The organism is Labrys sedimenti, assembly GCF_034424805.1.
Classification (GTDB): domain Bacteria; phylum Pseudomonadota; class Alphaproteobacteria; order Rhizobiales; family Labraceae; genus Labrys; species Labrys sedimenti.
On record NZ_JAXOUF010000011.1, the window covers coordinates 38565 to 62751 of the forward strand.

At 64.0% G+C, this 24187-nt stretch carries 24 protein-coding genes; 9 read left to right on the forward strand and 15 right to left on the reverse strand.

Annotation, left to right across the window (positions count from 1 at the left end):
- Nucleotides 1-501: 501 nt before the first annotated feature.
- Complete coding sequence (locus U1R88_RS24930) at nt 502-1659, forward strand: diphosphate--fructose-6-phosphate 1-phosphotransferase (protein ID WP_322433681.1); 1158 nt, start codon at nt 502-504, stop codon at nt 1657-1659.
- Between the two features lie 24 nt (nt 1660-1683).
- Here the strand turns inward: U1R88_RS24930 and U1R88_RS24935 are convergent, their stop codons facing one another.
- Nucleotides 1684-2340 carry a DUF2161 domain-containing phosphodiesterase gene (locus U1R88_RS24935; protein ID WP_322433682.1) on the reverse strand — a complete coding sequence of 219 codons (657 nt, stop codon included), beginning with the start codon at nt 2338-2340 and terminating at the stop codon, nt 1684-1686.
- A gap of 9 nt (nt 2341-2349) precedes the next feature.
- Nucleotides 2350-3369, reverse strand: a complete 1020-nt coding sequence (locus tag U1R88_RS24940) for a ribonuclease T2 family protein (protein WP_322433683.1) — start codon at nt 3367-3369, stop codon at nt 2350-2352.
- Nucleotides 3370-3784: 415 nt separating this feature from the next.
- On the opposite strand from U1R88_RS24940, the gene U1R88_RS24945 reads away from it, so the two are divergent.
- The 3 genes from U1R88_RS24945 (at nt 3785) to U1R88_RS24955 (ending at nt 7089) form a co-directional block, all read left to right on the forward strand.
- Entirely contained in the window at nt 3785-3955 is a 171-nt protein-coding gene (locus tag U1R88_RS24945) for a hypothetical protein (RefSeq protein WP_156771610.1), read from the forward strand.
- 361 nt (nt 3956-4316) lie between these two features.
- Nucleotides 4317-5570 carry an MFS transporter gene (locus U1R88_RS24950; RefSeq protein WP_425545481.1) on the forward strand — a complete coding sequence of 418 codons (1254 nt, stop codon included), beginning with the start codon at nt 4317-4319 and terminating at the stop codon, nt 5568-5570.
- 112 nt (nt 5571-5682) lie between these two features.
- Complete coding sequence (locus U1R88_RS24955; RefSeq protein WP_322433684.1) at nt 5683-7089, forward strand: MATE family efflux transporter; 1407 nt, start codon at nt 5683-5685, stop codon at nt 7087-7089.
- Nucleotides 7090-7099: 10 nt separating this feature from the next.
- Here the strand turns inward: U1R88_RS24955 and U1R88_RS24960 are convergent, their stop codons facing one another.
- The gene (locus U1R88_RS24960; protein ID WP_322433685.1) at nt 7100-8593 is read right to left on the reverse strand and encodes a caspase family protein; all 1494 of its coding nucleotides are present in this window, start codon (nt 8591-8593) and stop codon (nt 7100-7102) included.
- A 157-nt stretch (nt 8594-8750) separates the two neighbouring features.
- Between U1R88_RS24960 and ilvA the strand changes: the two genes are divergently transcribed.
- Complete coding sequence (ilvA, locus tag U1R88_RS24965) at nt 8751-10265, forward strand: threonine ammonia-lyase, biosynthetic (protein WP_322433686.1); 1515 nt, start codon at nt 8751-8753, stop codon at nt 10263-10265.
- A gap of 536 nt (nt 10266-10801) precedes the next feature.
- On the opposite strand, the gene U1R88_RS24970 is transcribed toward ilvA, so the two are convergent.
- The 7 genes from U1R88_RS24970 to U1R88_RS25000 all read right to left on the reverse strand — a co-directional run bounded on the left by U1R88_RS24970 (nt 10802) and on the right by U1R88_RS25000 (nt 16747).
- Nucleotides 10802-11089 carry a hypothetical protein gene (locus U1R88_RS24970; protein WP_068284544.1) on the reverse strand — a complete coding sequence of 96 codons (288 nt, stop codon included), beginning with the start codon at nt 11087-11089 and terminating at the stop codon, nt 10802-10804.
- 202 nt (nt 11090-11291) lie between these two features.
- On the reverse strand, nt 11292-12440 hold the full coding sequence (locus tag U1R88_RS24975; protein WP_322433687.1) for a hypothetical protein: 1149 nt from the start codon (nt 12438-12440) through the stop codon (nt 11292-11294).
- A gap of 89 nt (nt 12441-12529) precedes the next feature.
- Nucleotides 12530-12991 (reverse strand): molybdenum cofactor biosynthesis protein MoaE, encoded by a 462-nt coding sequence (locus U1R88_RS24980; RefSeq protein ID WP_322433688.1) that lies wholly within the window; start codon nt 12989-12991, stop codon nt 12530-12532.
- A gap of 19 nt (nt 12992-13010) precedes the next feature.
- Nucleotides 13011-13262: a molybdopterin converting factor subunit 1 gene (gene moaD / locus U1R88_RS24985; RefSeq protein WP_322433689.1), complete on the reverse strand. Its 252-nt coding sequence runs from the start codon at nt 13260-13262 to the stop codon at nt 13011-13013.
- Between the two features lie 19 nt (nt 13263-13281).
- Entirely contained in the window at nt 13282-13884 is a 603-nt protein-coding gene (gene pgsA / locus U1R88_RS24990) for a CDP-diacylglycerol--glycerol-3-phosphate 3-phosphatidyltransferase (protein ID WP_068284733.1), read from the reverse strand.
- A 41-nt stretch (nt 13885-13925) separates the two neighbouring features.
- Nucleotides 13926-15893, reverse strand: coding sequence for an excinuclease ABC subunit UvrC (uvrC, locus tag U1R88_RS24995; protein ID WP_322433690.1), 1968 nt, complete (start codon nt 15891-15893; stop codon nt 13926-13928).
- 104 nt (nt 15894-15997) lie between these two features.
- Nucleotides 15998-16747, reverse strand: coding sequence for an SDR family oxidoreductase (locus tag U1R88_RS25000; RefSeq protein WP_322433691.1), 750 nt, complete (start codon nt 16745-16747; stop codon nt 15998-16000).
- Between the two features lie 255 nt (nt 16748-17002).
- Between U1R88_RS25000 and U1R88_RS25005 the strand changes: the two genes are divergently transcribed.
- Complete coding sequence (locus tag U1R88_RS25005) at nt 17003-17470, forward strand: hypothetical protein (protein ID WP_322433692.1); 468 nt, start codon at nt 17003-17005, stop codon at nt 17468-17470.
- A 276-nt stretch (nt 17471-17746) separates the two neighbouring features.
- Nucleotides 17747-18382 (forward strand): outer membrane protein, encoded by a 636-nt coding sequence (locus U1R88_RS25010; protein ID WP_322433693.1) that lies wholly within the window; start codon nt 17747-17749, stop codon nt 18380-18382.
- Between the two features lie 66 nt (nt 18383-18448).
- Here the strand turns inward: U1R88_RS25010 and U1R88_RS25015 are convergent, their stop codons facing one another.
- Nucleotides 18449-19345: a DMT family transporter gene (locus U1R88_RS25015; RefSeq protein WP_322433694.1), complete on the reverse strand. Its 897-nt coding sequence runs from the start codon at nt 19343-19345 to the stop codon at nt 18449-18451.
- 121 nt (nt 19346-19466) lie between these two features.
- On the opposite strand from U1R88_RS25015, the gene U1R88_RS25020 reads away from it, so the two are divergent.
- Nucleotides 19467-20162 (forward strand): helix-turn-helix transcriptional regulator, encoded by a 696-nt coding sequence (locus tag U1R88_RS25020; RefSeq protein ID WP_322433695.1) that lies wholly within the window; start codon nt 19467-19469, stop codon nt 20160-20162.
- A gap of 363 nt (nt 20163-20525) precedes the next feature.
- Here U1R88_RS25020 and U1R88_RS25025 read toward each other — a convergent pair whose 3' ends face one another.
- Nucleotides 20526-21128, reverse strand: a complete 603-nt coding sequence (locus tag U1R88_RS25025; RefSeq protein ID WP_322433780.1) for a glutathione S-transferase family protein — start codon at nt 21126-21128, stop codon at nt 20526-20528.
- Between the two features lie 90 nt (nt 21129-21218).
- Nucleotides 21219-21431 (reverse strand): cold-shock protein, encoded by a 213-nt coding sequence (locus U1R88_RS25030; RefSeq protein ID WP_068284736.1) that lies wholly within the window; start codon nt 21429-21431, stop codon nt 21219-21221.
- 162 nt (nt 21432-21593) lie between these two features.
- Between U1R88_RS25030 and U1R88_RS25035 the strand changes: the two genes are divergently transcribed.
- A complete protein-coding gene (locus U1R88_RS25035; RefSeq protein WP_322433696.1) occupies nt 21594-22502 on the forward strand; it encodes an MBL fold metallo-hydrolase in 909 nt (302 codons plus the stop codon).
- Here U1R88_RS25035 and U1R88_RS25040 read toward each other — a convergent pair.
- Entirely contained in the window at nt 22487-23371 is an 885-nt protein-coding gene (locus U1R88_RS25040) for a DUF1499 domain-containing protein (RefSeq protein WP_322433697.1), read from the reverse strand. The genes U1R88_RS25035 and U1R88_RS25040 overlap by 16 nt on opposite strands.
- A complete protein-coding gene (locus tag U1R88_RS25045) occupies nt 23371-24084 on the reverse strand; it encodes an HAD family hydrolase (RefSeq protein WP_322433698.1) in 714 nt (237 codons plus the stop codon). The genes U1R88_RS25040 and U1R88_RS25045 overlap by 1 nt, the downstream gene beginning before the upstream one ends.
- Nucleotides 24085-24187 lie beyond the last annotated feature (103 nt).

The window sequence follows — 24187 nt, forward strand, 5'->3', positions numbered from 1 at the left end:
TGCATTGCCCCAATCCCGACGTAGCGAAACCACCATGGATTTCTTTCAATCCTGCGGATGAGATTAATAGATCATTTTTTTTAATTATAGAAATTTCATTCCATTGCAGACCTGTATTGTCAAGGCCTGAATCCCATCGAACCGACAGCCGATGGAGCGCTTCCCCCTGTAAAACCCACTGGCGGTTTCGATACCGAGCGCGGCGCTCCCAACCCATTGGCATATCGGCGACATCACGGCATCTTCGCAGTCGGTCGGAGCGCCCCTTGGCAGGCCGAAAGAGAGCCGAAACACGAAAAGCCTGAATGCCCCCACCACGGTGCAAGGCCTGCCGGCATGCCGATGGAAGCCGGGCGTCTCGATCCCCTTGCCCCCGAATGAAGCGTCGCCGCCTCCATTTGCAGGGGCAGCCGTGCGTCACGCTCCCTCGCCCAAGTCGCTCGTTGCCGACCGGCGGTTTCAGGGCTAAGCAACTTGAAACCAGATTGCCAGGGAGGCTCCATGTCGTCGATTGTCATCGCTCAAGGAGGCGGCCCCACCGCCGTGATCAATCAGACTCTCTGCGGCGCGATCATCGCCGCCCGCCGGCACGACCCGTCACTGCGCATCCTCGGCGCCCGCCACGGCGTGCGGGGCCTGACGCGAGGCGATCTCGTCGACCTCACCGCGCTTTCGGAAGGCGATCTCGAGCGCCTTGCCCGCACCCCGAATTCGGGCCTCGGCTCGACGCGGGACAAGCCCGATCCAGCCTATTGCCAGACCATCCTGCAGGCGCTGGAAAAGCTCGATGCCCGCGGCTTCATCTATATCGGCGGCAATGACACGGCCGGCACGCTCGATCTCCTGCGCCAGCAGTCGACCGGTTCCTGCAGCTTCGTGCACGCCCCCAAGACGATCGACAACGACCTGATGGAGAACGACCATGTGCCGGGCTTCATCTCGGCCGCCGCTTTCGTCGCCAATGCCTTCGTCAGCATGGATCTCGATTTCCGAGCAATGCCGGGCATTTATGTCGCCATCGTCATGGGCCGGCATGCGGGCTTCCTCAGCGCCGCGGCTGCCGGCTGGCAGCAGGCGCCGGAGGACGCGCCCCATCTGATCTACACGCCCGAAAAGCCCTTCTCGGTCGAGCAGTTCCTCAATGACGTCGACATGGTCTACACCCGTGTCGGCCGCTGCATTGTCTCGATGTCGGAAGGCGTGCAGGACGAGACCGGCCGTCCCCTCGCCGAGGCACTCGCCGCCGGCGCGGTCGAGCGCGACGCCCATGGCAATGTGCAACTCACCGGCGGCGATCTCGGCATCGAGATCCAGAAGGCCCTGAAGCAACGCTTCCCCAAGGCGCGCGCCCGCGTCGACACGCTGGGCTATCTGCCGCGCGGCTATCTCGGCATCATCGACGAGGCCGATGCCAAGGAAGCCTTCGAGGCCGGCGCCTTCGCGGCCCAGAGCGCCTTTACCGGCTCGGGGTCGGTGGTGCTGCACCATGACGGCAAGCACACCTCCCCGCGCATCGTCGCCCTCGACCAGGTCGCCGGGCGCACCCGTCATATGCCCGATAGTTTCTTCACGGGTGCCAACGCCGTCTCGGATGAAGGCCGGGCCTATTTCCGCCGCCTGCTGCCGCCGCGCCCCGACATCTTCACGCCCTTCGTGTAAGGGGCGGGGCCGCCCCTAGTTTCGTCATGGGCGGGTCTGCGGCCAACGCTCCAGGGCCTCCCGACCCGCGGATGTCAGGCCATAGATGCCTTTCTCAACCCGCTCGAACCAGCCATAGACATTGCCCTGCAGGATCTTCGGGGCGTCGGGCACGGTCTTGGCGAGATCCCGCCGGCGCAGCGGCGCCACCACCAGCGCGGCGGCACAGGCCAGCGCCTGCTGGCGATAGGCCGTCATCTGCGGCACACGGCTCGAGCCGCCGACGACAGGGTCACCCTGGCGCTTGCGGTGCTCTCTCAACAGGCGGGAGCGGCGCTTGGGATCGCGGCGCGGGAACGGCGCCTCGGGCGTGACGATGATCTGCACCTGGCCGCTACCGGACACCCCCAGCAATCCGAAGCCGAGACGGCGGCAAAGATTGCGGAAACGCGCATCGCTCTCGCGCCCCTTGCCGCGTAGGGAGAGACGGGCCGCAAGCCAGATCTCGTCACAGGCCCCGGCCCTGTCGACGCCCTGCAGCACCAGTTCAAGGTTAAAACTCTGCTTGAGCTCGCAGATCACCGCCACCGGCGGCTCGCCTTCGCGCAAGGCCAGGACATCGCAGCCACCGATCTCGCCTTTCACCGCAAAACCAAGTGACTCCAGGAAGGCCTTGACCGGCAGATAGAGCTCCGTCTCCACGGCCGCCCCTCACTGCAATCCGACAGGATCGACGATACCGGCCTTGCAGCCCTGATCCGTCGGCGAGGCGGCGGCGATCAGGTCGGCCAGCTTGGCACCGTCCTTGACCTCGCCGCGCAGGCCGATGGTCATCTCCACGATGATGCTGCGGCTGCCGTCGCGCTTGCAGGCAAAGCGCACCCGCTCGCCGGCCCCCGCACCGAAGCCTTGGTCGAAGGCGCTGCGAATCTGGCTGGTGTCGATCTCCTTGCCGACATTATTGGCGAACAGCTTCTGGACGGGCGAGGCATTGATCTCCCCGATCAACGCCACCGAGCGGCGGAAATAGGCATCGGCCGATTTCTCGAAGAAGCAGGTGCCATGCTCGATCCATTCGTGTCGATCGAGGAAGGAGGCGGTGCCGGGCATGGCTTTCTCCAGCGCCGTACGCGTCACCGGCTCGAGCTGGGGCTCCGGCAGGTCCTCCCAATGATGCGCCTTGTCGGCCTCGACATCGCGTCGCGCCACGCCGCAATAGGCATTGCCGCGCGGCTGCGGCCAGAGCCCGTGCAGCGTAAAATGGCTGGCGTCATAGCGATCGGCGGTCTGCGTGCGGCACTCGGTCTTGTCAGGCAACCCCTCGCAGAATGCGGCCTGCCAGCTGATGGCGAAGACATAGGAAGCCCCGCCGGCCGAGATTGCCGCCTCGGATTTGGCCGGGCCGGGCTTGCCCGCACCCGGCGCGACAGCGGTGCCACCATCGCCCGCCTTGACCTCGCCGCAGGAGACGGGCACCCAGCGCTGCGCCGGCTGAGCATCCTCCACCTGGACGCGATAGAAGGTCGGATCGGGCTTGTTGCCGGCAAGCAGCCGATAATCCTGTCCAGGCGCCAATTTGATATCACCGGGATTGGTCTGCTTGCGGATCGACTGGAGGGCCGGGCAGGCCTCCCGTGCCGTGAAGATTCCCTTCATCGTCTCCTCGGCCTTGGCCGGCATGAAGGGAATCAAAGTCGAAACGGCCAAGGCCGCCAGCCAGCTCTTGCGCATGCAATTCTCCCGGTCCACCTGAGCAAGGCACGTTTTGGTGAAAACGCATCTCTGCTCGAACTCGTTGGTTCGACGCGTGTTTGCGATTCGAGGCGTTTCATTCAACCCACAAACGCTTTTGCGCCGGGCCATATCGCTCCCGATCACTCTCGCCGAACAGGAATAAAGCACAGGGCTGAACAGAAACCTACCTTGCCACGCTGCACCGCAACATGAGCCGGCCTGACCTCCGTGCCGGCAAGTCATGCGAGCGTCAGGCACACCAAGCCGCGCATCGGCCGGTAACTTCCTCTAAACCATGCAAAAATAGCATGCCGGGCATACGACTTTGCGCGTGCGATTCTGCACAAATTTTGCCGCGATTTGCCTATATATGCAGCGCAGTAAATGTAGCGCTTTTTCTGGAACCACTCCCGTGACGACCGTCGCCATCATCAACGCCCTCTCCGCCCGCCTCGTAGCCTATCGTAACCGCCGTCGCCTCGCGACCGTGCGCCGCGAACTGAGCTATCGCGACATGCTGGATCTGGGCATGTATCGCGGCCATATCGACCGCGTCGCCAGCGCCGAGAACGAGCCGATCTGAGCTCTTCTCGAGCTTCGGGCCTGCCATGCCCGCCTGATAGTCCGATCGCGATCCTGGCCAACCCGGATCGCGATTTTATTTTCCGCCCCTGCCGTCACGACCTTCTTTTCATCGCGTCAGCGTGATGAATATCATCACGAAGATTTATAGATGACGATGCGTCTCGATATTTCCCGATTGGCGACATTCGGCTAAAACGGTTTAGCGGGCGGCTCCCGCATCTCTTCCCATCACCCGCATAGCCCAGCGGAACCAGGCCCGATCGGCCTTGGCGTGCGCCAAGATGCCGATTTTTCGTGCCGCAACAAAGGGATAGTCCGCGTTTGCACCCCGCGTGCCGCCGCGGGTCTAGCAATGACGTATGGACGCCAAAGCAGCCACCCTGCCCCCCTCAGGTGCCTTCAGCCCCGAGCGCACGGCCTATTCGATCCTGATGGCGATCAGCGTCTCGCATTGCCTCAACGACACCATCCAGTCGCTGATTCCCTCGATCTATCCGATGCTGCGTGACAACTATGCCCTCAGCTATACGCAGATCGGCCTGATCACGCTGGCCTTCCAACTCACGGCATCGCTGCTGCAGCCTTTCGTCGGCCTCTATACCGACCGCCGCCCCCTGCCCTATTCGCTCACCGTCGGCATGGGCCTCAGCCTCATCGGCCTGGTCCTGCTCGCCTATGCCCAAAATTACGCCACAGTCCTGATCGCCGCCATGCTGGTCGGCACCGGCTCCTCGGTCTTCCATCCCGAATCGTCACGCGTCGCGCGCATGGCTTCCGGCGGCAAGACCGGCCTCGCCCAATCGGTCTTCCAGGTCGGCGGCAATCTCGGCACCTCGATCGGGCCGTTGCTCGCCGCCTTCATCGTCCTGCCCTATGGCCAGCATTCGATCGCCATCTTCTCGGTGATCGCCTTGCTCGCCATGTTCATCCTGTGGAATGTCGGCAACTGGTATGCCGCCTATCGCCGTCATACGGCCGGCGTCAAGACCAGGACCGTGTCGGCGGTGGCCTCGTTGTCGCGCGGCCGCGTCATCGCCTCGCTGGCGGTGCTGCTGGCGTTGGTCTTCTCCAAATTCTTCTACATGGCCTCGTTGTCGAGCTACTACACCCTCTATCTCGAGGACCGTTTCGGCCTGTCGCCGGAAGCCGTGCAGATGCAGCTCTTCATCTTTCTGTTCGCTGCGGCCGCCGGTACGCTGCTCGGCGGACCGATCGGCGACCGCATCGGGCGCAAATATGTGATCTGGGTCTCGATTCTCGGCGTGCTGCCCTTCAGCCTGGCCCTGCCCTATGCCAATCTGACCTGGACCCCGGTCCTGGCGGTGATCATCGGTTTCATCCTGTCCTCCGCCTTCTCCGCCATCGTGGTGTTCGCGCAGGAATTGGTGCCGGGCAAAACCGGCATGATCGCCGGGCTGTTCTTCGGCCTGGCCTTCGGCATGGGCGGGGTGGGTGCTGCCGCCCTCGGCGTTCTCGCCGACAAGACCAGCATCGAGTTCGTCTACAAGGTTTGCTCCTTCCTGCCGATGATCGGGCTGCTGACGATCTTCCTGCCCAATATCGAACGCCCAAAGCCGCAGCCCGTCGAAGCGGTGAAGGAAGTGTTCAAATAGAAAGGCGGCACCCCGCCTTTCCATCCCAACGTTTCTGAGGCCGAACGGGGGCTGCGCACCAATGAGGGCGCGGCCCCCGCTCCAATTTCAAATAACCAATGGAAACGACCAAATGGCTACGGTATTTCCGCCGGCAGGCTCGCAAAAGAGCCTCGGTGGTCACCGGAGCTGGAGCCGGGAAGCACTCGAAACCCTTATCCTGGCCTGGCCCCTCATTCTGACCAATCTGGTCGAGCTAGCGCTGACCACCACCAATCTCATCCTCGTCGGTGAATTGGGGTCACAGGCGATCGCCGCCGTGACCCTGGCCAACAACCTGTTCTTTTTCTTTGCCATCATCGGATTGGGCGTGGTGACGGCGGTGGCACCGATGGTGGCCAGCGCCCTCGGTGCCGGCGACGACGGCGGCCGCGATATCCGCCGGACCGTACAGCAGGGATTGTGGACATCGCTGATCGTCTCGATCCCGGGCCTCGCCTGCCTGATGAACGGCGAATGGATCATGCTGCAACTCGGGCAGAATCCCGAGATCGCCAGGCATGCCTCGCAATATCTCGCCGGTCTCGCCTGGTCGCTGCCGGCCTTTGTCGGCTACATCGCCCTGCGTTCGGCAGCGGCCGCCATGGGACAGCCCCGCGCGGCCATGTGGAGCGCGCTTGCCGGCATCATCATCAACGCCGTGCTGGCCTGGGGCCTCACCTTCGGCCATCTCGGCCTGCCCGCCCTCGGCGTGTCGGGCCCGGGCATCGCGACAACGATCGCGACCTGGATCTTCTTCCTGCTGCTGGCCGCCTTCCTGGCCTTCAGCCGGCCGTTCCGCCACTATCAACTGTTCCAGAACCTGTGGCGCCCCGATTGGGAACGGCTCTGGCAGATCTTCCGGCTGGGCGTGCCCATCGCCGTCACGCTCGCCTTCGAGGTCACCGTCTTCAATGCCGCGGCGTTCCTGATGGGGCGCATCGGCGAGACGGACCTGGCGGCCCATGGCATCGCCATCCAGATCGCCTCTATCAGCTTCATGGTGCCACTCGGTCTCGGCCAGGCGGCGACGGTACGGGTCGGCCTCGCCTATGGCGCCGGCGACCAGCACGCGATCAGCCGATCCGGCTGGACGGCCTATGTCCTCGGTGTCGGCTTCATGTGCGCGGCAGCGGCCTTCATGCTGATCGCACCGCACCTGCTGATCGGCCTGTTCATCGATCTTGCCGACCCGGTCAACGCCGACGTGGTGGCCAGGGCCAGCCTGTTCCTGATCTTTGCCGGCCTGTTCCAGATCACGGACGGGGCCCAGGTCGTGGCTGCCGGCATGTTGCGCGGCCTGCACGACACGGTGATCCCGATGTTGTTCGCCGCCATCGGCTATTGGGTGGCGGGGCTGCCGCTCGGCATCCTGCTCGGCTTCCATTTCGGCTGGGGCGGCGCCGGGATCTGGGCCGGCCTGGTGAGCGGACTGACGGCGGTCGCCGTGCTGATGACCCTGCGCTGGCTGCGGCGGGACCGCCTGAAGCCGGCGACGTGACCGTGGCCGCCTATTGCAGGGACTGGAAGTAGTTCAGCCTTTGCCGATAGGCGGCCTCAATGCAGCTGGCCGTTGCGCCGCAGCGGTCGCGATTGCTACGCCAGGCCGTCTGGCTGGCCGACAGAGCGACCTGGTCGGCCTTCGCCAGGCCCCTGAACCGGGCCTTGAACACGCCGTCGAGAGCAAGGTCGAGCCGCGCCAGCGTATCGCTCTGGCAGATGGCACGCTCGCTCGGATTGAGGCGTCCGCCGCAGGGGAAGCTGGGCGACACGGAGGGCGTGCCGGCCGCCTTGTCGACCAGGCCCTTCAGGAAGGCGAGACGCTGCCGGTAGCTCACACCGATGCAGGCGGCATCAGCGCCGCACTCGTCGCGCTGGGCGCGCCACGCCGTCTGGTTCGCCTTCAGCTTGGCCTGCAAGTCCTTCGGCAGGGCGGCGTTGATCATGCCATAGGCGGATGACAGCGTCTGGTCGAGGCCGGCGAGACCGCCGTCCTGGCAGATGGCATTTTCGGTGGGATTGAGGCGGCCATTGCAAGGAAAGCTCGGCGACACGGACGCGGGAACGGTCCTGTCCGGGACCGCAAAGTCGAGGGCCGCATTTTGCTGCGGAGCGGCTCCGGTCTGGTTGTCGCCGCTCGTCGTCACGGCCGGGGCCATGTCGGTCGCGCCCTGCGTCGCCGGCGGATCAACCAGCACTGAGGTCGTCGCGCCAGCCGCCTTGGCCGGCTGCACGTTCTCCGCCTTGCCGGCCATGGCGAAGGAGCCGATGATGGCTTCGTTCACCCAGGGGGTCTGGCCGCCCTGGGTCGACTGGTCGACATCGGCCCTGACCTGTCCGAACATCTGGCGGATGTCGAGGCCGGGCGTCTCCATATGGGCGAGCAGCGCCGTGGTGAAGGGCGAGTTGCGCCCGCTGCCGTCCTGCGCCACCGAGCCCGGCGCCGTCGAAAAAGCGATCAGCGTGCCCTTGGCCGAGGAGGCGTCGAGATCGATGCGCGCCAGCCCGCGCGTGCCCGCCCCCCGCGTCAACTGGCGCGTCAACGGATTGTCCCGGCACGAATCCAGGATCACGATCTTCACCTTCGGCGCCGCGCTGTCGACCAGCTCCAAAAGCTTGTCCAGCGACAGGGTCTGGGTGTCCAGATCGAGCTCGTCCGAGATCTTGGCCGAGACCGGCACCAGATAGTTGCGCCCCTTCACCTGCACGCCATGGCCCGAATAGAATACCACCACGCTGTCGGCATGATCGGCATCGCGCAGGAAGGCCCTGAGCCCGTCATTCATCGCCACCAGGTCGCCGTCCTTGACCAGCGTCACCGCATAGCCGATCCGCCCCAGCGCCGCCGCCATGTCGTTGGCGTCATTGGCCGGGTTCACCAAAGGCGTCACCGAGCGATAGGCACTGTTGCCGATCACCAGAGCCGCCTTCTGGGCTGCACCGGCCGGCAGCGCACCAGCCAGAACGACAGCGGCAAGGAAGAACAGACGGATCAGGCAGGCCATGATGAGGTCTCGGGAGAGCAAGGGCGCGACATTATCTCCGCCAGCGCGCGCAAATCAAACGTGACAGCGCCATGCGAACCCCTCAAAGATGGAAGCCGACAGGCTTTTCTACATGGGAGCGCTCAACAGCTCCCCTCTTTCGACAGTCAGGTGCGTTGTGATCGAATATGTCCGCCGAATCCTCGATGCCCGCGTCTATGACGTGGCCCAGAGAACGCCCCTGGACCCGATGGTGCGGCTCAGCCAGCGCCTGAATGCGGAAATCCTGCTCAAGCGCGAGGATCTCCAGCCGATCTTCTCCTTCAAGATCCGTGGCGCCTATAACCGCATCGCCCGCCTGTCGCAGGAGGCCAAGGCCGCCGGCGTGATCTGCGCTTCCGCCGGCAACCACGCCCAGGGCGTCGCCCTTTCGGCAACGAAGCTCGGCATCGCCTCCACCATCGTCATGCCGATCACCACGCCGCGCATCAAGGTCGACGCCGTGCGCTATTGGGGCGGCAAGGTCGTGCTCAAGGGCGACGCCTTCGACGAGGCCTATGCCCATGCCAGGGAACTCGAACGCGAGCACGGCCTCACCTTCGTCCACCCCTATGACGACGGCGACGTCATCGCCGGCCAGGGCACCGTGGCCGTCGAGATGCTGCACCAGCATCCCGGCCCGATCGAGGCGGTCTTCGTGCCGATCGGCGGCGGCGGGCTGGCCGCGGGCATCGCCTCCTATGTCAAGTTCCTGCGCCCGGAAACGAAGGTGATCGGCGTCGAGCCGGTGGATGCCGCCTCGATGAAGGCGGCGATCGAGGCCGACGAGCGCGTGGTGCTGGACCGCGTTGGCCTGTTCGCCGACGGCGTCGCCGTGCGCCAGGCGGGCGAGGAAACCTTCCGAATCTGCCGCGAGCTGCTCGACGACGTCCTGGTTGCCGATACCGACGCCATGTGCGCGGCGATCAAGGACATCTTCGAAGATATGCGAGTGCTGTCAGAACCGGCCGGCGCCCTCTCGCTCGCAGGCCTGAAGGCCTATGCACAGGCCAATCCCGAGAGAAGCGGAGCGCTGATCGCCGTCAACAGCGGTGCCAACCTCAATTTCGACCGCCTGCGCCATGTCGCCGAACGAGCCGAAGTGGGCGAGGCCCGTGAGATCCTCCTTGCTGTCACCATTCCCGAGGAAACGGGAAGCTATCGCCGCTTCATCGAGGTGCTGGGCAACCGCATCGTCACCGAGTTCAACTATCGCTATGCCGGCGGCAGCCAGGCCCATGTCTTCGTCGGTTTGAAGCTGGCCGATGCCAAGCGGCAGAAGAGCGAGATCGTCGGGCAGCTCGAGCGGCTCGGCTATGGCGTCGTCGATATCAGCGCCGACGAGACTGCTAAGCTGCATGTGCGTTATATGGTGGGAGGACGGGCGCCCGGCCTGACGGACGAACTGGTGCTGCGCTTCGAGTTTCCCGAACGTCCCGGCGCCCTGCTCAAGTTCCTCGACGGAGTCGGCTTCGACTGGAACATCACCCTGTTCCACTACCGCAATCACGGCGCGGATTACGGTCGTGTGCTGGTTGGAATCCAGGTTCCGGAGGCCGATCGGCCACGCCTTTTCGAGCGCCTGGAAGAGCTCGGCTACCCCTATGAGGACGAGAGCGCCAACGACGCCTATCGCCTCTTCCTGCGCGGTTGAACGGCGCGCCGCCAGGCACGCACTCCTTTTCACGGAAAATTAAGCAATAACAATTGGTTAAGGTTTCCCGCAAAGCCGGCTACCGCTATGCTCCACGCCCATAACAGCAATGCCAAATAACATGCCCGCGGCGTGCTTTTCGACACTACATAAACACCGAAAAGTCGCAATAAGTCTTACAAGTAGAGACGAGGCGTTAACCGCGCCCGCGTTACAATGAAAGGTGAGTTGGAGTCAGTACGATGCGTTTGGCGGGATTGTTTGCAGCAAAGGACGGATTTGAGGAAGGCGACATAGCTGGCGTGACGATCGACGTCGTCACCGGGCTGCTTGCCGGTCTCGCCCTGATCATCGGTGTCTGGCTCCTCGGCAGCGCGTTGAACACGGATGCCAGCCATATCGGTTCGGCGCTGACCCGCTGAGAACGCATCGATCATCACGAATGAAGTGAAGCAGTCCAGTCTCCCGCCGTAGGAGACCGGACCGCCTCACCGTGCTTATGATGACGCAGCTGCCGTAACACCCGGCCGCAGCGACTATTTGCTCATCGAATTCTTGATCATGCCGACGATGACCTGAAGGATCGCGCCGCCGGCACCGCCACCGATAACGTTGGTGACGATCGAGCCGATGTCGAAATTCCCCGACTGCATGGAGGCCGCCACGGACGGCCAGACAGCGGTGATGATTTGGCCGAGCACGCCGCCGCCCACCAGGCCGGCGATGATGTTGCCGATATTGCCCATGTCGAATTGCGGCAGAGCCTTGCCTGAGCCAGCGCCGCCAAGCGCGCCCGCTACCAGGTTGATAAGAATCTGTTCCATTGTCGACTTCCGCTTTCAGTGGCGGCTGGTTGCTGAAAAGATGACCGCCTGCGACAATCTGTACAGATTCTGGTTTCGTTTCAATTAATCCGCTGAACGAACCCCGCTTCAGGGCGCCTTACACAAAGTAAAACCTGTGTATTTCGTGTTTGCCGCGGCGTTCCGCCTGAAACGAAAGCCCGCTGCATTGATCCGCGGTACCCTATCCACCCTGAAGTGCCTTGAAATCGCGTTGCCAGATCGCGCCGGTGATATAGCGCAGAACAGGATTGCCCTGTCCGACATCGGGCGCGCCCATCAGTGCGAGCAGGGCCACGCAGGCCTCCCTTGCCTGATGCACCGTCACCGCGGGCTCCCGGCCGGTCCGCTGGGCACCGGTCTGGCCATCCCGGCCAGCAGCATTCTTCCATTTGTCGGCGAAGATCCGCGCCCCCTCCTTGGCGGTGTCGCAATCGCCATAGGGCAGCGCGATCACCACGCCATTGCTGGCGGGCTCCTTCGTCTCGACATCGGCAATGACCACCCCGAGGGACACGGGCGTGGGCGGCTTCTTCGCCCGCTCGGCCATCTTGTCCACCAGCACTTTCTTGTCGACGGTGGGCGATGTTGCCATCATGTCCAGCACATCGTCCCCCTGCATCCAGATCGCCGGGGTAAGCACGATCGCCTGCAGGATCGAGCCTTGGGCGGCCACCTTCTCGATCCCATCGAGGGCGGCCTCAACCGGCGCCAGACCGGCGAGGCTGGTCTTGACCGAAACGGCGCCTGCCTCGGCAGCAGCCCCAGGGTCGGGCGATTGCGCCACGCCACTGGCGAAGGGCGCCAGCATCGATGCCCGCCCCAGCGGACCGAAGAAAGGATTGGTGACGCTACGTTTGGTGAAATCGAGCTTCATCGGCTCACCATTGCGCCATAAGCCGTTGGCCTGGCTGAAGCCGCGCTTGGCGAGCCCTTCCACGAAAGGAGCGGATATGGCGGGCTCGAGGAAGCGCCAAAGGACGACGGCCCGTGGCGGTGTGCCATATTCAGTAAAACTGGCAATGTCGTCGTGCTTCAAGCCCGTACTATCTTTCCAGGACGCTTCGTCGCTGTAAAAGAATGCCTTTGCCGTGTCGCTGCCGCCCAAATTTACCCGCAGCCGCATCGCGGCGGGATCCCCTGCATAGAGCTTGCGCAATTCCGACAGGCCGATAAAGCTGGCGGCAATGCCGTTGCGATCCATCGCGACCTTGGCAGGAACGTGGGACAGCGCGCGCCGCAGTTCCGAATCGGCCGAGGCCGCTCCCGCGACGCCGCATAGCAAGGTCGCCACCGCTGCCGCGCCCGCGAGCTTTCTCAATCCATCCGGCATGAAAATCTCTCCTGTCCATCGCAACGGCGGCAATGGCACGCCGGAAGCGGCCAAGTCTGTCGCCAAGGGAACGCATCAGGGGAACCGCATCAAGGCTTCTTCGTTGCCCAACGCGCCGCGGCTGCGTCGTCCTCGTCCTTGGCGGCGACCCAGCCGGTGCCGGAGGCACGCTCTTCCTTCTTCCAGAAGGGGGCGCGGGTCTTGAGATAGTCCATCAGGAAGGAAGCGGCCTCGAAGGCGGCCTGGCGATGCATCGAGGCCGTCACCACCAGCACGATATTGTCGCCCGGCACCAGCCGGCCATGGCGATGGATGATGGCAACGCCCTGCAGGGGCCAGCGCTCGCGCGCTTCCGCCTCGATCCGCTCGAACTCGGCCTGGGCCATCTCGGGATAATGATCGAGCGTCATGGCGCTGATACGATCGTCGTCCGGCCCCGCCCGGCAGATGCCGATGAAATTGACCACGGCACCGATATCGGTCCGCCCGCGGGTCAAGGAGGCAACCTCGGCCGAAACGTCGAAATCCTCGGGCTGCAGACGAACGCTCACCGTATCAACTCCCGCCGGCTCAGCCGCCCGTCATGGGCGGGAAGAAGGCAACCTCACCCGCACCGGCAATCGGTGCGGCCGGCTTGACATGGCGCCGATCAATCGCCGCCCGCACGATCTTGCGGTTCTCGAAGGCATGGGCATGGGCTTCGCTGCGCTCGGACAGGAACTGCATCAGATCCTCGACCGTCTTGACCTCGGCCGGCAAGTCGACTTCCTCTTCCGGCACGCCGATGCGCTCGCGCAGCCAGGCGAAATAGATCAGCTTCATCGCACGTCCTCCAGCCTCATTACGCATCTTCGAGGAGATGCTGCACGCCGCTGCGGAAATAATCATAGCCCGTATAGAGCGTCACCACAGCCGAAACCCACAGCAGCACCAGGCCGATGATCGTGCAGCCCGGCAGGACGGCATCGCCGGCCGGCCCCGCCAGCAGGAAACCGATCGCCAGCAGTTGGACGGTGGTCTTCCATTTGGCCAGCCGCGTTACCGGCACGGAAACCCGCAATTCGGCCAGGAACTCCCTCAAGCCGGAAACCAGGATCTCGCGGCACAGGATGACGATCGCCGCCCACACGGACAAATTGTCGGTGGTGATGGTTCCCGTCGCCGCCAGCATGAGCAGGCAGGACGATACCAAGAGCTTGTCGGCGATCGGATCAAGCATGCGTCCGAGCGAGGATTGCTGCCCCCAGGCCCTGGCGAGATAGCCATCGAAATAGTCCGTCACCGCCGCCAGGGCGAACGCCCCGAAGGCGACCCAGCGTACCCAGATCACCTCCGGCCAGAACAGGCAGGCCACGACCACCGGCACCGCCGCGATCCGGCCATAGGTGAGGATGTTCGGCAGGGAGAGCGGTGAGGTCCGCTTTGTGGGCGCAGGTGATGTCATGGCTTGAAGGAACATGGCGCGGGCCGCGCCGTCAACCGGGTTTAAGATGCCTTGTCGTGGAAGAAGTCGTAGACCTTGCGGGCGGTCGCCTGATCGATGCCCGGACAGCCTTCGAGATCGGCCATCGAAGCCCGTTCGATCGCCTTGAGAGTGCCGAAATGCCGCAGCAGCGCACGTTTGCGCTGCGGGCCGATGCCGCCGATTTCCTGGAGCCCTCCTTCCTTCAGCGATTTGGAGCGCTTCTGGCGATGGGCACCGATGGCGAAGCGGTGGGCTTCGTCACGCAGGCGCTGCACGAAATAGAGCACGGGATCGCGCGGGGCGAGCTTGAAGGGGGGCTTGCCCTCGACGATGAAGGTCTCGCGGCCGGCATCGCGATCGACACCCTTGGCGACGCCGACCAGAGCGACATCCTCGACGCCGAGGTCGGCGAAAACCTCGCGGGCCACCTGCATCTGGCCGGCACCGCCGTCGATGAGCACGAGGTCGGGCCAGGTCGGCATCACGACATCGTCCAGCTCCGCCGCCTCGCCCGGCTCGTCCTTGGGTGTCTCCTTGATCAGGCGGGAAAAGCGTCGCTCCAGCACTTCGCGCATCATGCCGTAATCGTCGCCCGGCGTGATCTCCGTCGATTTGATGTTGAACTTGCGATAATGCATCTTGGCGAAGCCTTCGCGTCCAGCCACGATCATGCCGCCGACGGCGTTGGTGCCCATGATGTGGGAGTTGTCATAGACCTCGATGCGGCGCGGCGGCTCTTCGAGGCTGAAGGCCTCGGCGACGCCCTCCAGCAGCTTGAGCTGCGAGGAGGATTCGGCCAGGCGGCGCCCAAGGGCCTCGCGGGCATTGGTGAGGGCATGTTCGACGAGGTCGCGCTTCTCTCCCCGCTTCGGCGTCGCGATCTCGATACGACGGCCGGCACGCAGCGACAGCGCCTCACGCAGGATCTCCCCGCCCTCGACCTCATGCGAAAGCAGCACGAGCTTGGGCGCCGGCTTGTCATCGTAGAACTGGCCGAGAAAGGCATCGAGCACTTCGGCCTCGCTGAGCGTACGGTCGGCCTTGGGAAAATAGGCCCGGTTGCCCCAATTCTGGCCGGTGCGGAAGAAGAAGACCTCGATGCAGAACTGGCCGGCCTGCTCGTGTACGGCAAAGACGTCCGCCTCCTCGATCGAGCGCGGATTGATGCCCTGCGTCGACTGGATGGCCGAAAGCGCCGCGAGCCTGTCGCGATAACGGGCGGCGCGCTCGAATTCCAGGGTCTCGGCGGCCTGCTCCATTTCATGCGCCATCGCTTCTTTGATGGCCTTGGACTTGCCGGTCAGGAAGGCGCGCGCCTCGCTGACCAGGCCGGCATAATCCTCGACGGAGACCTCGCCGGTACAGGGAGCCGAGCAACGCTTGATCTGGTGCAGCAGACAGGGGCGCGTGCGGGTGGAGAACACCGAATCCGTACAGGATCGGATGAGAAAGGCACGCTCCAGGGCATTCATCGTGCGGTTGACGGCCAGGACGCTGGCGAAGGGGCCGAAATAATCGCCCTTGCGCGTGCGCGCCCCGCGATGCTTGGTCAGTTGGGGTGCAGGATGGTCACCCGTCAGCAGGATATAGGGAAAGGACTTGTCGTCGCGCAGCAGCACGTTGAAGCGCGGCTTGAGGCTTTTGATCAGGTTGATCTCGAGCAGCAGCGCTTCGGTTTCCGTCTGGGTCGTGACGAATTCCATCGCCGCCGTCTCGGCGATCATGCGGGCGATGCGCGCCGTCGGCGCGATGCCGCGGGCATAGCTCGCCACCCGTTTCTTGAGTGAATGCGCCTTGCCGACATAGAGCACCGTGCCTTCCGCATCGATCATGCGATAGACACCCGGCGCATTGGGCAGCGTCTTCCAGAAGGCGTGAATGACTGCCGTTCCCGCCCGCAGCGAAGATGGCACGGCTTTCTCGTCGAAGGCGAGGTCGACGGAGGAGGAAGCTTCCTCGGTTTCGGCAAGGTCAGGCGAGTCGGTCATGGCTTGATAAATAGGACGCAGGAGGCACGCTGACGAGAGGGCATGGAAAATGCCGGTGAAATTGCCCACCACCGCCGGCGTGCCCGGACCAATGCGTCCGGCCTCTACTCAGCCCAGGCCAGATGCTGGCCCCCGTCGACGGCGATCATCTGGCCGCTGACGCTGCGGGCACGGGCCAGATAAAGCACGGCCTCCACGATGTCCTCCACGGCACTGCCATGGCCGAGCGGTGTGCCGGCCGCCTCGGCGGCGAATTCCTCAGGTGTCTGCGAGGCGGCCTGCAGGGTCGGGCCGGGACCGATGCCGTTGACGCGGATATGTGGCGCCAGGGCCTGGGCCAGGGTCTGCGTGGCGACATGCAGCACGGATTTGCTGAGATAATAGGACACATAGTCCGGCCGGGGGTTCAGCACGCGCTGGTCGATCAGGTTGACGATGGAGGGATCGCAGGCAAGCGGCTCGACCTGGGCCGCAAAGGCCTGGGCGAGAAAGATCGGGGCCTGGGCATTGACGGCGAATTGCCGGTTCCAGACCTGCGCCTGGAGACTGCCGACGCTGTCGGGCTCGAACATCGAGGCCGAATTCACCAGCAGATCGAGGACGCCGATGCCGGCGCGCGCCTCCTCGACGATTGCACTTACCTTGTCGCCCGCGGCCAGATCACCCACGGCGATGCATGTCCTGCGTCCCATGGCCGCGATTTGTGCCGCCACATCCTCCGCTTCCGCGCGCGAACGATTGCAATGGAGCGCGACATCATATCCGGCCTGGGCCAGCCCAAGCGCGATGCTCCGACCGATACGCTTGGCGGCACCCGTCACCAAAGCGCGTTGCGCACGAGCCTTTTCCACCATTTTCTCCATTCCTTCCGCAGGCTTGTCTTCATACTGCGTTTACGATGCAGGCAGATTGCTGCCCAGCGTTAACGTCGATCAACCATTGGGCAGTGTTCAAGTGACGGACTGGCCGATGCCAGCACTGGAGCAAAACGCGCGCATGGCTGAACGTTTTTTGCTCCAGCTCTTTGGTTCGACGCGCGCTTGTGATTCGTGGTGGCTCCCTCCAATCGCAAGACGCTTTGACACCGGAACGGGCAACACTGGGACACGATGCTGAAGGTCACTTTCCTCACTTGCGCGATCCTGGCCTGGCAGCCCCTCATTGGAGTGGCGCAGGCTGGCGAGGCTGTGCCCGGGGCGCCCTCCGCCCTGTCGCTGGTGTGGACCGGTCGCTTCATTGCCGTGACCAAGGCGCCGGTACTGGCTGGCGTCGCCCCGCAGGCTGCCGCCAAGCCGGCCCGCCCGGCAACCGGTGATGACGACATCGATATCGTCGGTTCCATCCCGGCGGATGCCTCAAGAGAAAACGGCAAGAATCGCTCGCTCACACGCATCGCGCGCCCGGCAGGCCTTTGCCTTCTGCCCGGCCTGACCTCGGGCCGGGGCGATGATCTGGCCTGCGGCGGCGCCCAGCATAATCGCTGGTCGGCCCGGGCGACGGCGTTCAACTATGATTTGGGCACGGTCCATTCCGATTTTGCCAATGCGCCCGAACCCTATGCGGCCGGCTGGGAATGACAAGCTATTTAACGGCGCAATAATTCACAAAATTAATTTCTCGTTAACTATAATAATCACGTAGTGACGTTAAGGCAATTTACAGAACATACATCATAGTTAACAAAATATTTCAAATATAATTGAAATCACTGCCATAATATTGCCTTGTTAAATCTACTTAATAAACCCATCAGGCAACCTTCTCTTAAGAGTCTTCACGTAACACGGTCGCATGATTGTTCGATGGGTTGGGGATACCGGCGTCATCGCGTGTATGAGTTCCAGGAGTTCACGATGAAAAAGCTTCTTCTCGCTACAGCAGTGACGCTGATCACCGGGGCCGCCTTTGCGGCCGACATTCCGCCCTATCAGGAGCCCGCTCCGGCCTACCAGGCACCGGCCTCGAACGTGACCTGGACGGGCTTCTATGCCGGTATCAATCTCGGCTATGGCTTTTCCGGCGACTTCGATGCTGATCGCGGCGTCCGCCTGAACGAGGCCAGCGGCTTCACCGGCGGTGTCCAGGCCGGCTACAACATGCAGTACGATCCGATCGTGGTCGGCATCGAAGGCTCGCTGAACTATGCCGACATCACTGACAAATATGACGGCCACAAGGGCACCTACGGCTTCAACGGCTCGATCACGCCCCGTCTCGGCTACGCCATGGGCGACTTCCTGCCCTATATCAAGGCCGGCCTGGCTTTCGGCGATACGGAGATCAATCGCTTCGGCGCCAAGGATTCGCAGTGGCAGATCGGCTGGACCGCGGGTTTCGGTGCCGAATATCGCGTGACCCCGGAAGTGTCGGTCCGGGCAGAATACAACTATACCAGCTACGGCAAGGATGACTTCGACATCCGCAGCGGTATCGTCAAGGCCGGCTATAGCGGCAGCGACATCAAGCTGGGCGTGAACTATCACTTCTGATCCATTCGGAAGACAGCGCTCCGAAAAGGCCCGGCACAACGCCGGGCCTTTTTCGTTCGACGATCGTCAGCCGGACTGGGCCGTCGACGTCCGGCCTTCCCAGACCATGCTGCCCACCACCGCCAGAAGAACCACGCCGCCGCCCGCCAGGGCAGCCGTTCCCGGCGCTTCTCCGAAAGCAAGCCAGACCCACAGGGGCGCAAGCGGTGTCTCCAACGCCCCGATCAGCGCCGTCTGGGCCGCCGGAATGAACTTCGCGCCGATGGTGAAGCAGACCAGAGCCAGGCCCATATTGCTCACGCCGAACGCCACCAGCATGCCGACCTCGCGGCCATCCATCGGCCAGCTCGACATCAAGGGTGCGCTGATCAGGGCTGGCACCAGCGCCGACAGGCAGGCAGCAGGCACCAGCGGCACATCGGGGAAGCGCCGCCGCATCACCACGAAGGCGGCCACCAGCACGGTCATCGCCAGCGCAAGGGCATCACCGATCAGGCTCCCCTGCCCGCTGCCGCCCGCCACGGTCAGCGCCACGCCCACGACGGCAAACAGGCTGGCGACCAGCACCGCGGCGGAAGCCCGTTCGCGCATCACCAGCCATCCAAAGCCCGCCGCCACGAAAGGCACCGTCGCGTAGATGATCGAGACATGGGCCACGCTGGTGAGGCGCAGTGATGCCACGAAGCAAGCCATGCCCAGGCTGGACAACAGGCAGAAGCCCAGGCCGACCCATCCCATCGCCCTGAAGCTGCGCCAGGTGTTGCGGCCTTCCAGCGCCAGGATGAAGGCAAGGCTGGTGGCCGCGCCGAACAGGCCCCGCCAGAACAGCAGGGCGGCAATGTCGAGGGGCACCGCCCGCGTGAAATAGCCGGCCGAACTCCACAGGATGGCGGAGGCCGTCACCAGTGCCACGCCGACATGGCGCGGCGAGAATGCGGCCGGCATGCTTCCTTCGATGGACATGGCAATCTCCGATATGGCTGGATGCCGATTGACAGATGCCGATTGAAGCAGAACCCTGCTGCCAAGAATCTGTCAGCAGTCAGCGGTCTCCGCACAGACCACAATCACCGGCTTGTTTCCCATGCGCCGCACCACCCGCCTGTTCGAGATCATCCAGTTGCTGCGTGTCGCCAAGAAGCCGGTGACGGCCGAGGCGATCGCCACGCAACTCGAAGTCGCCAAACGCACCATCTATCGCGACATCGCTTCGCTCCAAGCCCTCTCGGTACCCATCTATGGCGAAGCCGGCATCGGCTATGTCATGCGCTCCGGTTACGACCTGCCGCCGCTGATGCTGTCGATCGAGGAGGTCGAGGCCCTCGTAGTCGCGCTCGGACTGCTGGAGCGCACCGACGACCGCGCGCTCAAGGCGGCAGCGGGCTCGATCCGTGCCAAGATCGCCACCGTCCTGCCGGTCGCCAATCGCGAGCCTATCGACAAGACCAACCTTTTCGTGCCGCAGTGGATCCATCCCGAGCCGATCAGCATCGATCTTGCCGCCATTCGCTTGGCCATCCGCGACGAACGTAAATTGCTGCTGCACTATGCCGACGTCGAGGGGCGGGAAAGCCGGCGGGTCATTCGCCCGATTGCCATGGTCTATTATGTCGAGGTGATGCATGTCGTGGCCTGGTGCGAACTGCGCCGGGACTTCCGCAGTTTCAGGGCCGACCGCATCCGCCATTGCGAGGCCATGCAGGAGCGTTTCGAGGGCGAGAGCGCTGCTTTGCGCGTGGCCTGGGAGGCACGCCAGCGCGAAGAGGCGTCACAGCGCTAGAACAAAGCGCGTTCAAGACTGAACGCTTGTTTGCTCTAACTCTTTGGTTCGACGCGTCTTTGCGATGCGAGGTGACTCCGTCAAATCGCAAAACGCTACAGCGCCCGGTCAGGCTTCCAGATCGAGTCTGGAAAGCACTGGTCCGTCGAAAACGGGTTTCCCCGGCATCGCAGGCATCCGTACTGCTCTTCCGGCTCCCTCACCGGTGCGCTCACAGAGGCGGGCAAGGATGCCCGCGATCCCAGAAGAGTTCAGTCGCAATGTGAAGTGGTGCCGGACGGTGACTTCGACGAGGCTGCTCAGATCAATGCCGTCGACGTGGCCGGACGGAAGCGATAGGGGCCACTGTTCAGGCCCATCGCCTCACTGCGGACGCGTCAGGCCGAAAGCCGGGATTTCCGCCTCGAAGGCGGCCAGCCAGGCTTGCAGCTTGGGATGATGCTGCCGCCAGGTTCCGGCAAAGCGCAAATCGAGATAGCCGAGCGCGCAGGCCAGCGTGATGCTTCCCGCGTCCAGTGCCGGGTCGAAGGCCCCTGCCCGTGCCTCGAATTGAGCCAGGCCACGCGCGACCTTGCCGGCCTGGATGTCGAGCCATTTGGCGCTGCGCTGGTCTTCGGGACGCATCCTCGCCTCATAGACCTGGAGCAGGGCAGCATCCATGATGCCGTCCGCAAGGGCCTGACGGGTCAGCACTTCATAGCGTTCCGGGCCCTGCGGCATGATCCGCCCGCCTCCTGCGAGGTGGTCGAGATAATCGAGAATGACACGGCTGTCGTAGAGGATGGACCCGTCATCCAGGATCAGCACCGGGATCTTGCCGAGCGGGTTCTGCCCGCGCAGGCTGTCCTGCGGATCATTGGTATCCGCCGGGACCACGGTGATGCGATCGGACAGGCCGAGATAGTGGGCGGCGATCTTGACCTTCCGGCCGAAGGGCGAAGGCGGCGAGGAGCGCAATTGCATGATGGAGCCGAAATCCAGGTGCTGGAATCACGAGCGCCTGCAAGCGCTCATCCATCCATTACCGCATTTCAGCCGCAAGTGCGGAAATACCGATCAGGCCTTCACCAGATTGACGGCCTTCGGTCCCTTGCCCTTCTTGTCGGGCTCGACATCGAAGGAGATCTTCTGGCCTTCAGACAATGTACCCAGACCGGAACTCTCGACTGCGGTGATGTGAACAAAGATGTCGCGTCCACCATCGTCAGGCGTTATGAAGCCATAGCCTTTTTGGGTGTTGAAGAACTTGACGGTGCCGCTCTGCGCCATCTTACGCTCCCAGTCCCGATCTGGCCGGATGACCAGATCCATTCCACACCAGTACGCAATGAGTTTCATCCAAAGGACGTTTGTACGCAAGAGGCGATATCGGCTGCTGGATCGATAGGCCCTTGCCGCACCGGACAAATTTCACCGATACTGGAAATCCCCATGGGCGAAGACATACCTTACAACCGCGAGGCGCCGTCCCCGGGCGTCCTCGAGGAATTGTCTCCGGGTGTCCGCCGCATCCTGGCTTCCAATGGCGGTGCCTTCACCTTTACCGGTACCTGTTCCTATATCGTCGGACGCGGCAAGGTCGCCATCATCGACCCCGGACCGGACGATCCTGGCCACGCCGCTGCCTTGCTCGCGGCCGTACGCGGCGAGGAAGTGGTGGCGATTGCCGTCACCCACACTCACCGGGACCATTCACCGGGTGTGTCGGCGCTGGTATCGGCCACCGGGGCGCCCACCTACGGCGCCGGCCCGCATCGCAGCGCCCGCCCCTTGCATGACGGCGAGATCAATCTGCTCGATGCCGCCGGCGACCTCACCTTCCGGCCCGACGTAGTCCTGGCCGAGGGCGATCATTTCGGCCCGCCCGATTGGCCGTTGACGGCGCTGGCGACGCCCGGCCACTGCGCCAACCACCTCGCCTTTTCGCTGGAGGCGGACAAGGTGCTGTTGTCGGGCGACCATGTCATGGCCTGGTCCACCAGCATCGTCGCCCCACCCGACGGCTCGATGGGGGACTATATGGCCTCGCTGGAGAAGCTCCTCCGCAGGCCGGAGGCCCGCTATTTCCCCGGTCATGGCGGGCCGGTCGAACAGCCCCAGCGCTTCGTGCGCGCGATGATCGAGCACCGCCGCATGCGCGAGGCGTCGATCCTTCAGGCGCTCAGCGAAGGCCCCGCGCCGGTCACACCCTTGACCGCCAGGGTTTATGCGGGACTTCCCGCCGGCTTGCAGGGAGCCGCGGCCCTCAATCTGTTCGCCCATCTCGAAGACCTGGTCCAGCGCGGCAAGGTCGTCACCGAGGGGGTTCCTTCCATGGCGGGCCGCTACTGGCTCGCCTGATCCGGCGTCAGGGCCCGATCACGCAATTCGGCCATGAAGCTCTGCACATGCCTGGCGTTGGCCCCGAAATCATAGGAGCCGTAGCGAGCAGCCGAGCGCATGTCGATGCGCGTCTTGCCGCCCTCGCTCCGGACGCGGAGTGCGATGTCGTCGACAGTACCCAGAATGGTGGATGAGGCGACCGCCTCGATGCGATCGCCGAAGCGCCTTTGGGCAGCGGCCGGGCCCGCGGGCGAGCCGCCCATCGCGTCGGAGTCCACGGGATCGCCATCGTCGCGGATACTGTCGGGCAGGCGGATACGCGCGGCCATCTCGCCAAAGCGAAGATCGCCGACAACCTGCCAGCGCCTTTCCCGCATCAGGCGGAGGGCGATCTTGCGGATATCGTCCGGCGGCACGTCGAGGAGGATAGACTGGACCTGCGGCAAGGCCTCGCGCTGATAGGCCGCCAGCCCCGCTGCATAGGCGGTGGAATTGGCGTCCGCCGCGCGTGTGCGGTTGGCATGGGCCAAGGGCGGGGGATCATCGGGATCGGTGCTGACATCCACGATATCAGGCACGCTGAGGGCAAGGCTGGTGGCGATCGCCGCGGGCCCCAGCACCAGGATGGCAAGCAGGAAGGCGCTGAAGGCCCGGCCGAAGCCTCGTTCGCCCTTGCGCCAGATCACCTGGAAGGCGATCACGGCGCAGAGCAAGGCGGCGCAGGCTGCCAGCAGCCCCGCGCACAGGGCGGCAAAACCGGCCTTGAGCGGAGCGAGATGAAAGCGCAGCAGTACCAGCGCGATCAGCACCACCTCGAAGGCGAAGACCGCCAGGCTCTGCGCGGTACGGGCCCAGCCGGTTGGCGGAGGCGCCGGACGTCGCAGCATCAGGGCGCATCCGCCAGCGACTGCAGGAGATCCGGCAGGTCCATCACGCTCTCGATGACGTGATCGGCATGCGGCGCCAATTCGTCCCGCTTCGCGAAACCGCTGAGCACGGCGATGGCCGTGCCGCCGGCCGCCTTGACGGCATGAAGGTCATGGGTGGAGTCGCCGACCAGGGCGATTTCCTGGGGTGCCACGCCGAAGGCCTGGGCAAAGCCGAGCACCGGGCCCGGCTCCGGCTTGCGGCCATGCCCTGAATCATAGCCAAGCACGGCGTCGAGCCAGGGCATCAGGCCGAGCTTCTCGCAGTGGGCGCGGGCGCCCGCCTCGGAATCATTGGTACAGATGCCCAGCAGATAGCCTCGGCTCTTCAGGGTGGACAGAAGCCAGGGCGGATCACCGATGGGCGTGACATGTTTCAGGCCCTCCTCGATGAAGATGCGGTCCATCTGTTCGAAGAAAGCGGTATCGGCAACCTCCCCGAGCACTTCGGCCCAGGCGACGCCGTAATCGGCCGAAGATTCGGCCACCAGCACCGAATGCGGCAGGATGCGGTGGCTCGCCAGGTCATAGTCGTTGATCTCGACCAGCCGAGCCATCTTCTCGGGGTCGCCACCGCTCAGGCGCTGCATCGCGGCATAGGCGGCAGCGCTCCAGGTGAGATGAAAGTCGACCAGGGTCCCGTCCTTGTCGAAGAGTATGGCGCGTATCGGCATGGCGAATCCCAGTCTACAGCCCTTTCTCGCCCTCCATAAGGAATTTGGCAGGCGCGGCATACCGAATTCGCGCGGAAACAGGAGGCTGGAACAAGAGATCGTC

What these genes read in the sequence shown, in the direction of transcription:
- U1R88_RS25015 (WP_322433694.1), bottom strand. Translation starts at nt 19,345, where the DNA reads ATGTCCATCGAAGGAAGCATGCCGGCCGCATTCTCGCCGCGCCATGTC.
- U1R88_RS24970 (WP_068284544.1), bottom strand. Translation starts at nt 11,089, where the DNA reads ATGGAACAGATTCTTATCAACCTGGTAGCGGGCGCGCTTGGCGGCGCT.
- U1R88_RS25000 (WP_322433691.1), bottom strand. Translation starts at nt 16,747, where the DNA reads ATGGTGGAAAAGGCTCGTGCGCAACGCGCTTTGGTGACGGGTGCCGCC.
- U1R88_RS25040 (WP_322433697.1), bottom strand. Translation starts at nt 23,371, where the DNA reads ATGCTGCGACGTCCGGCGCCTCCGCCAACCGGCTGGGCCCGTACCGCG.
- U1R88_RS25020 (WP_322433695.1), top strand. Translation starts at nt 19,467, where the DNA reads ATGCGCCGCACCACCCGCCTGTTCGAGATCATCCAGTTGCTGCGTGTC.
- U1R88_RS24950 (WP_425545481.1), top strand. Translation starts at nt 4,317, where the DNA reads ATGGACGCCAAAGCAGCCACCCTGCCCCCCTCAGGTGCCTTCAGCCCC.
- U1R88_RS25045 (WP_322433698.1), bottom strand. Translation starts at nt 24,084, where the DNA reads ATGCCGATACGCGCCATACTCTTCGACAAGGACGGGACCCTGGTCGAC.
- pgsA (WP_068284733.1), bottom strand. Translation starts at nt 13,884, where the DNA reads ATGACATCACCTGCGCCCACAAAGCGGACCTCACCGCTCTCCCTGCCG.
- U1R88_RS25030 (WP_068284736.1), bottom strand. Translation starts at nt 21,431, where the DNA reads ATGGCGCAGAGCGGCACCGTCAAGTTCTTCAACACCCAAAAAGGCTAT.
- U1R88_RS24955 (WP_322433684.1), top strand. Translation starts at nt 5,683, where the DNA reads ATGGCTACGGTATTTCCGCCGGCAGGCTCGCAAAAGAGCCTCGGTGGT.
- U1R88_RS25010 (WP_322433693.1), top strand. Translation starts at nt 17,747, where the DNA reads ATGAAAAAGCTTCTTCTCGCTACAGCAGTGACGCTGATCACCGGGGCC.
- moaD (WP_322433689.1), bottom strand. Translation starts at nt 13,262, where the DNA reads ATGAAGCTGATCTATTTCGCCTGGCTGCGCGAGCGCATCGGCGTGCCG.
- U1R88_RS25005 (WP_322433692.1), top strand. Translation starts at nt 17,003, where the DNA reads ATGCTGAAGGTCACTTTCCTCACTTGCGCGATCCTGGCCTGGCAGCCC.
- U1R88_RS24940 (WP_322433683.1), bottom strand. Translation starts at nt 3,369, where the DNA reads ATGCGCAAGAGCTGGCTGGCGGCCTTGGCCGTTTCGACTTTGATTCCC.
- U1R88_RS24930 (WP_322433681.1), top strand. Translation starts at nt 502, where the DNA reads ATGTCGTCGATTGTCATCGCTCAAGGAGGCGGCCCCACCGCCGTGATC.
- uvrC (WP_322433690.1), bottom strand. Translation starts at nt 15,893, where the DNA reads ATGACCGACTCGCCTGACCTTGCCGAAACCGAGGAAGCTTCCTCCTCC.
- U1R88_RS24960 (WP_322433685.1), bottom strand. Translation starts at nt 8,593, where the DNA reads ATGGCCTGCCTGATCCGTCTGTTCTTCCTTGCCGCTGTCGTTCTGGCT.
- U1R88_RS24975 (WP_322433687.1), bottom strand. Translation starts at nt 12,440, where the DNA reads ATGCCGGATGGATTGAGAAAGCTCGCGGGCGCGGCAGCGGTGGCGACC.
- U1R88_RS25035 (WP_322433696.1), top strand. Translation starts at nt 21,594, where the DNA reads ATGGGCGAAGACATACCTTACAACCGCGAGGCGCCGTCCCCGGGCGTC.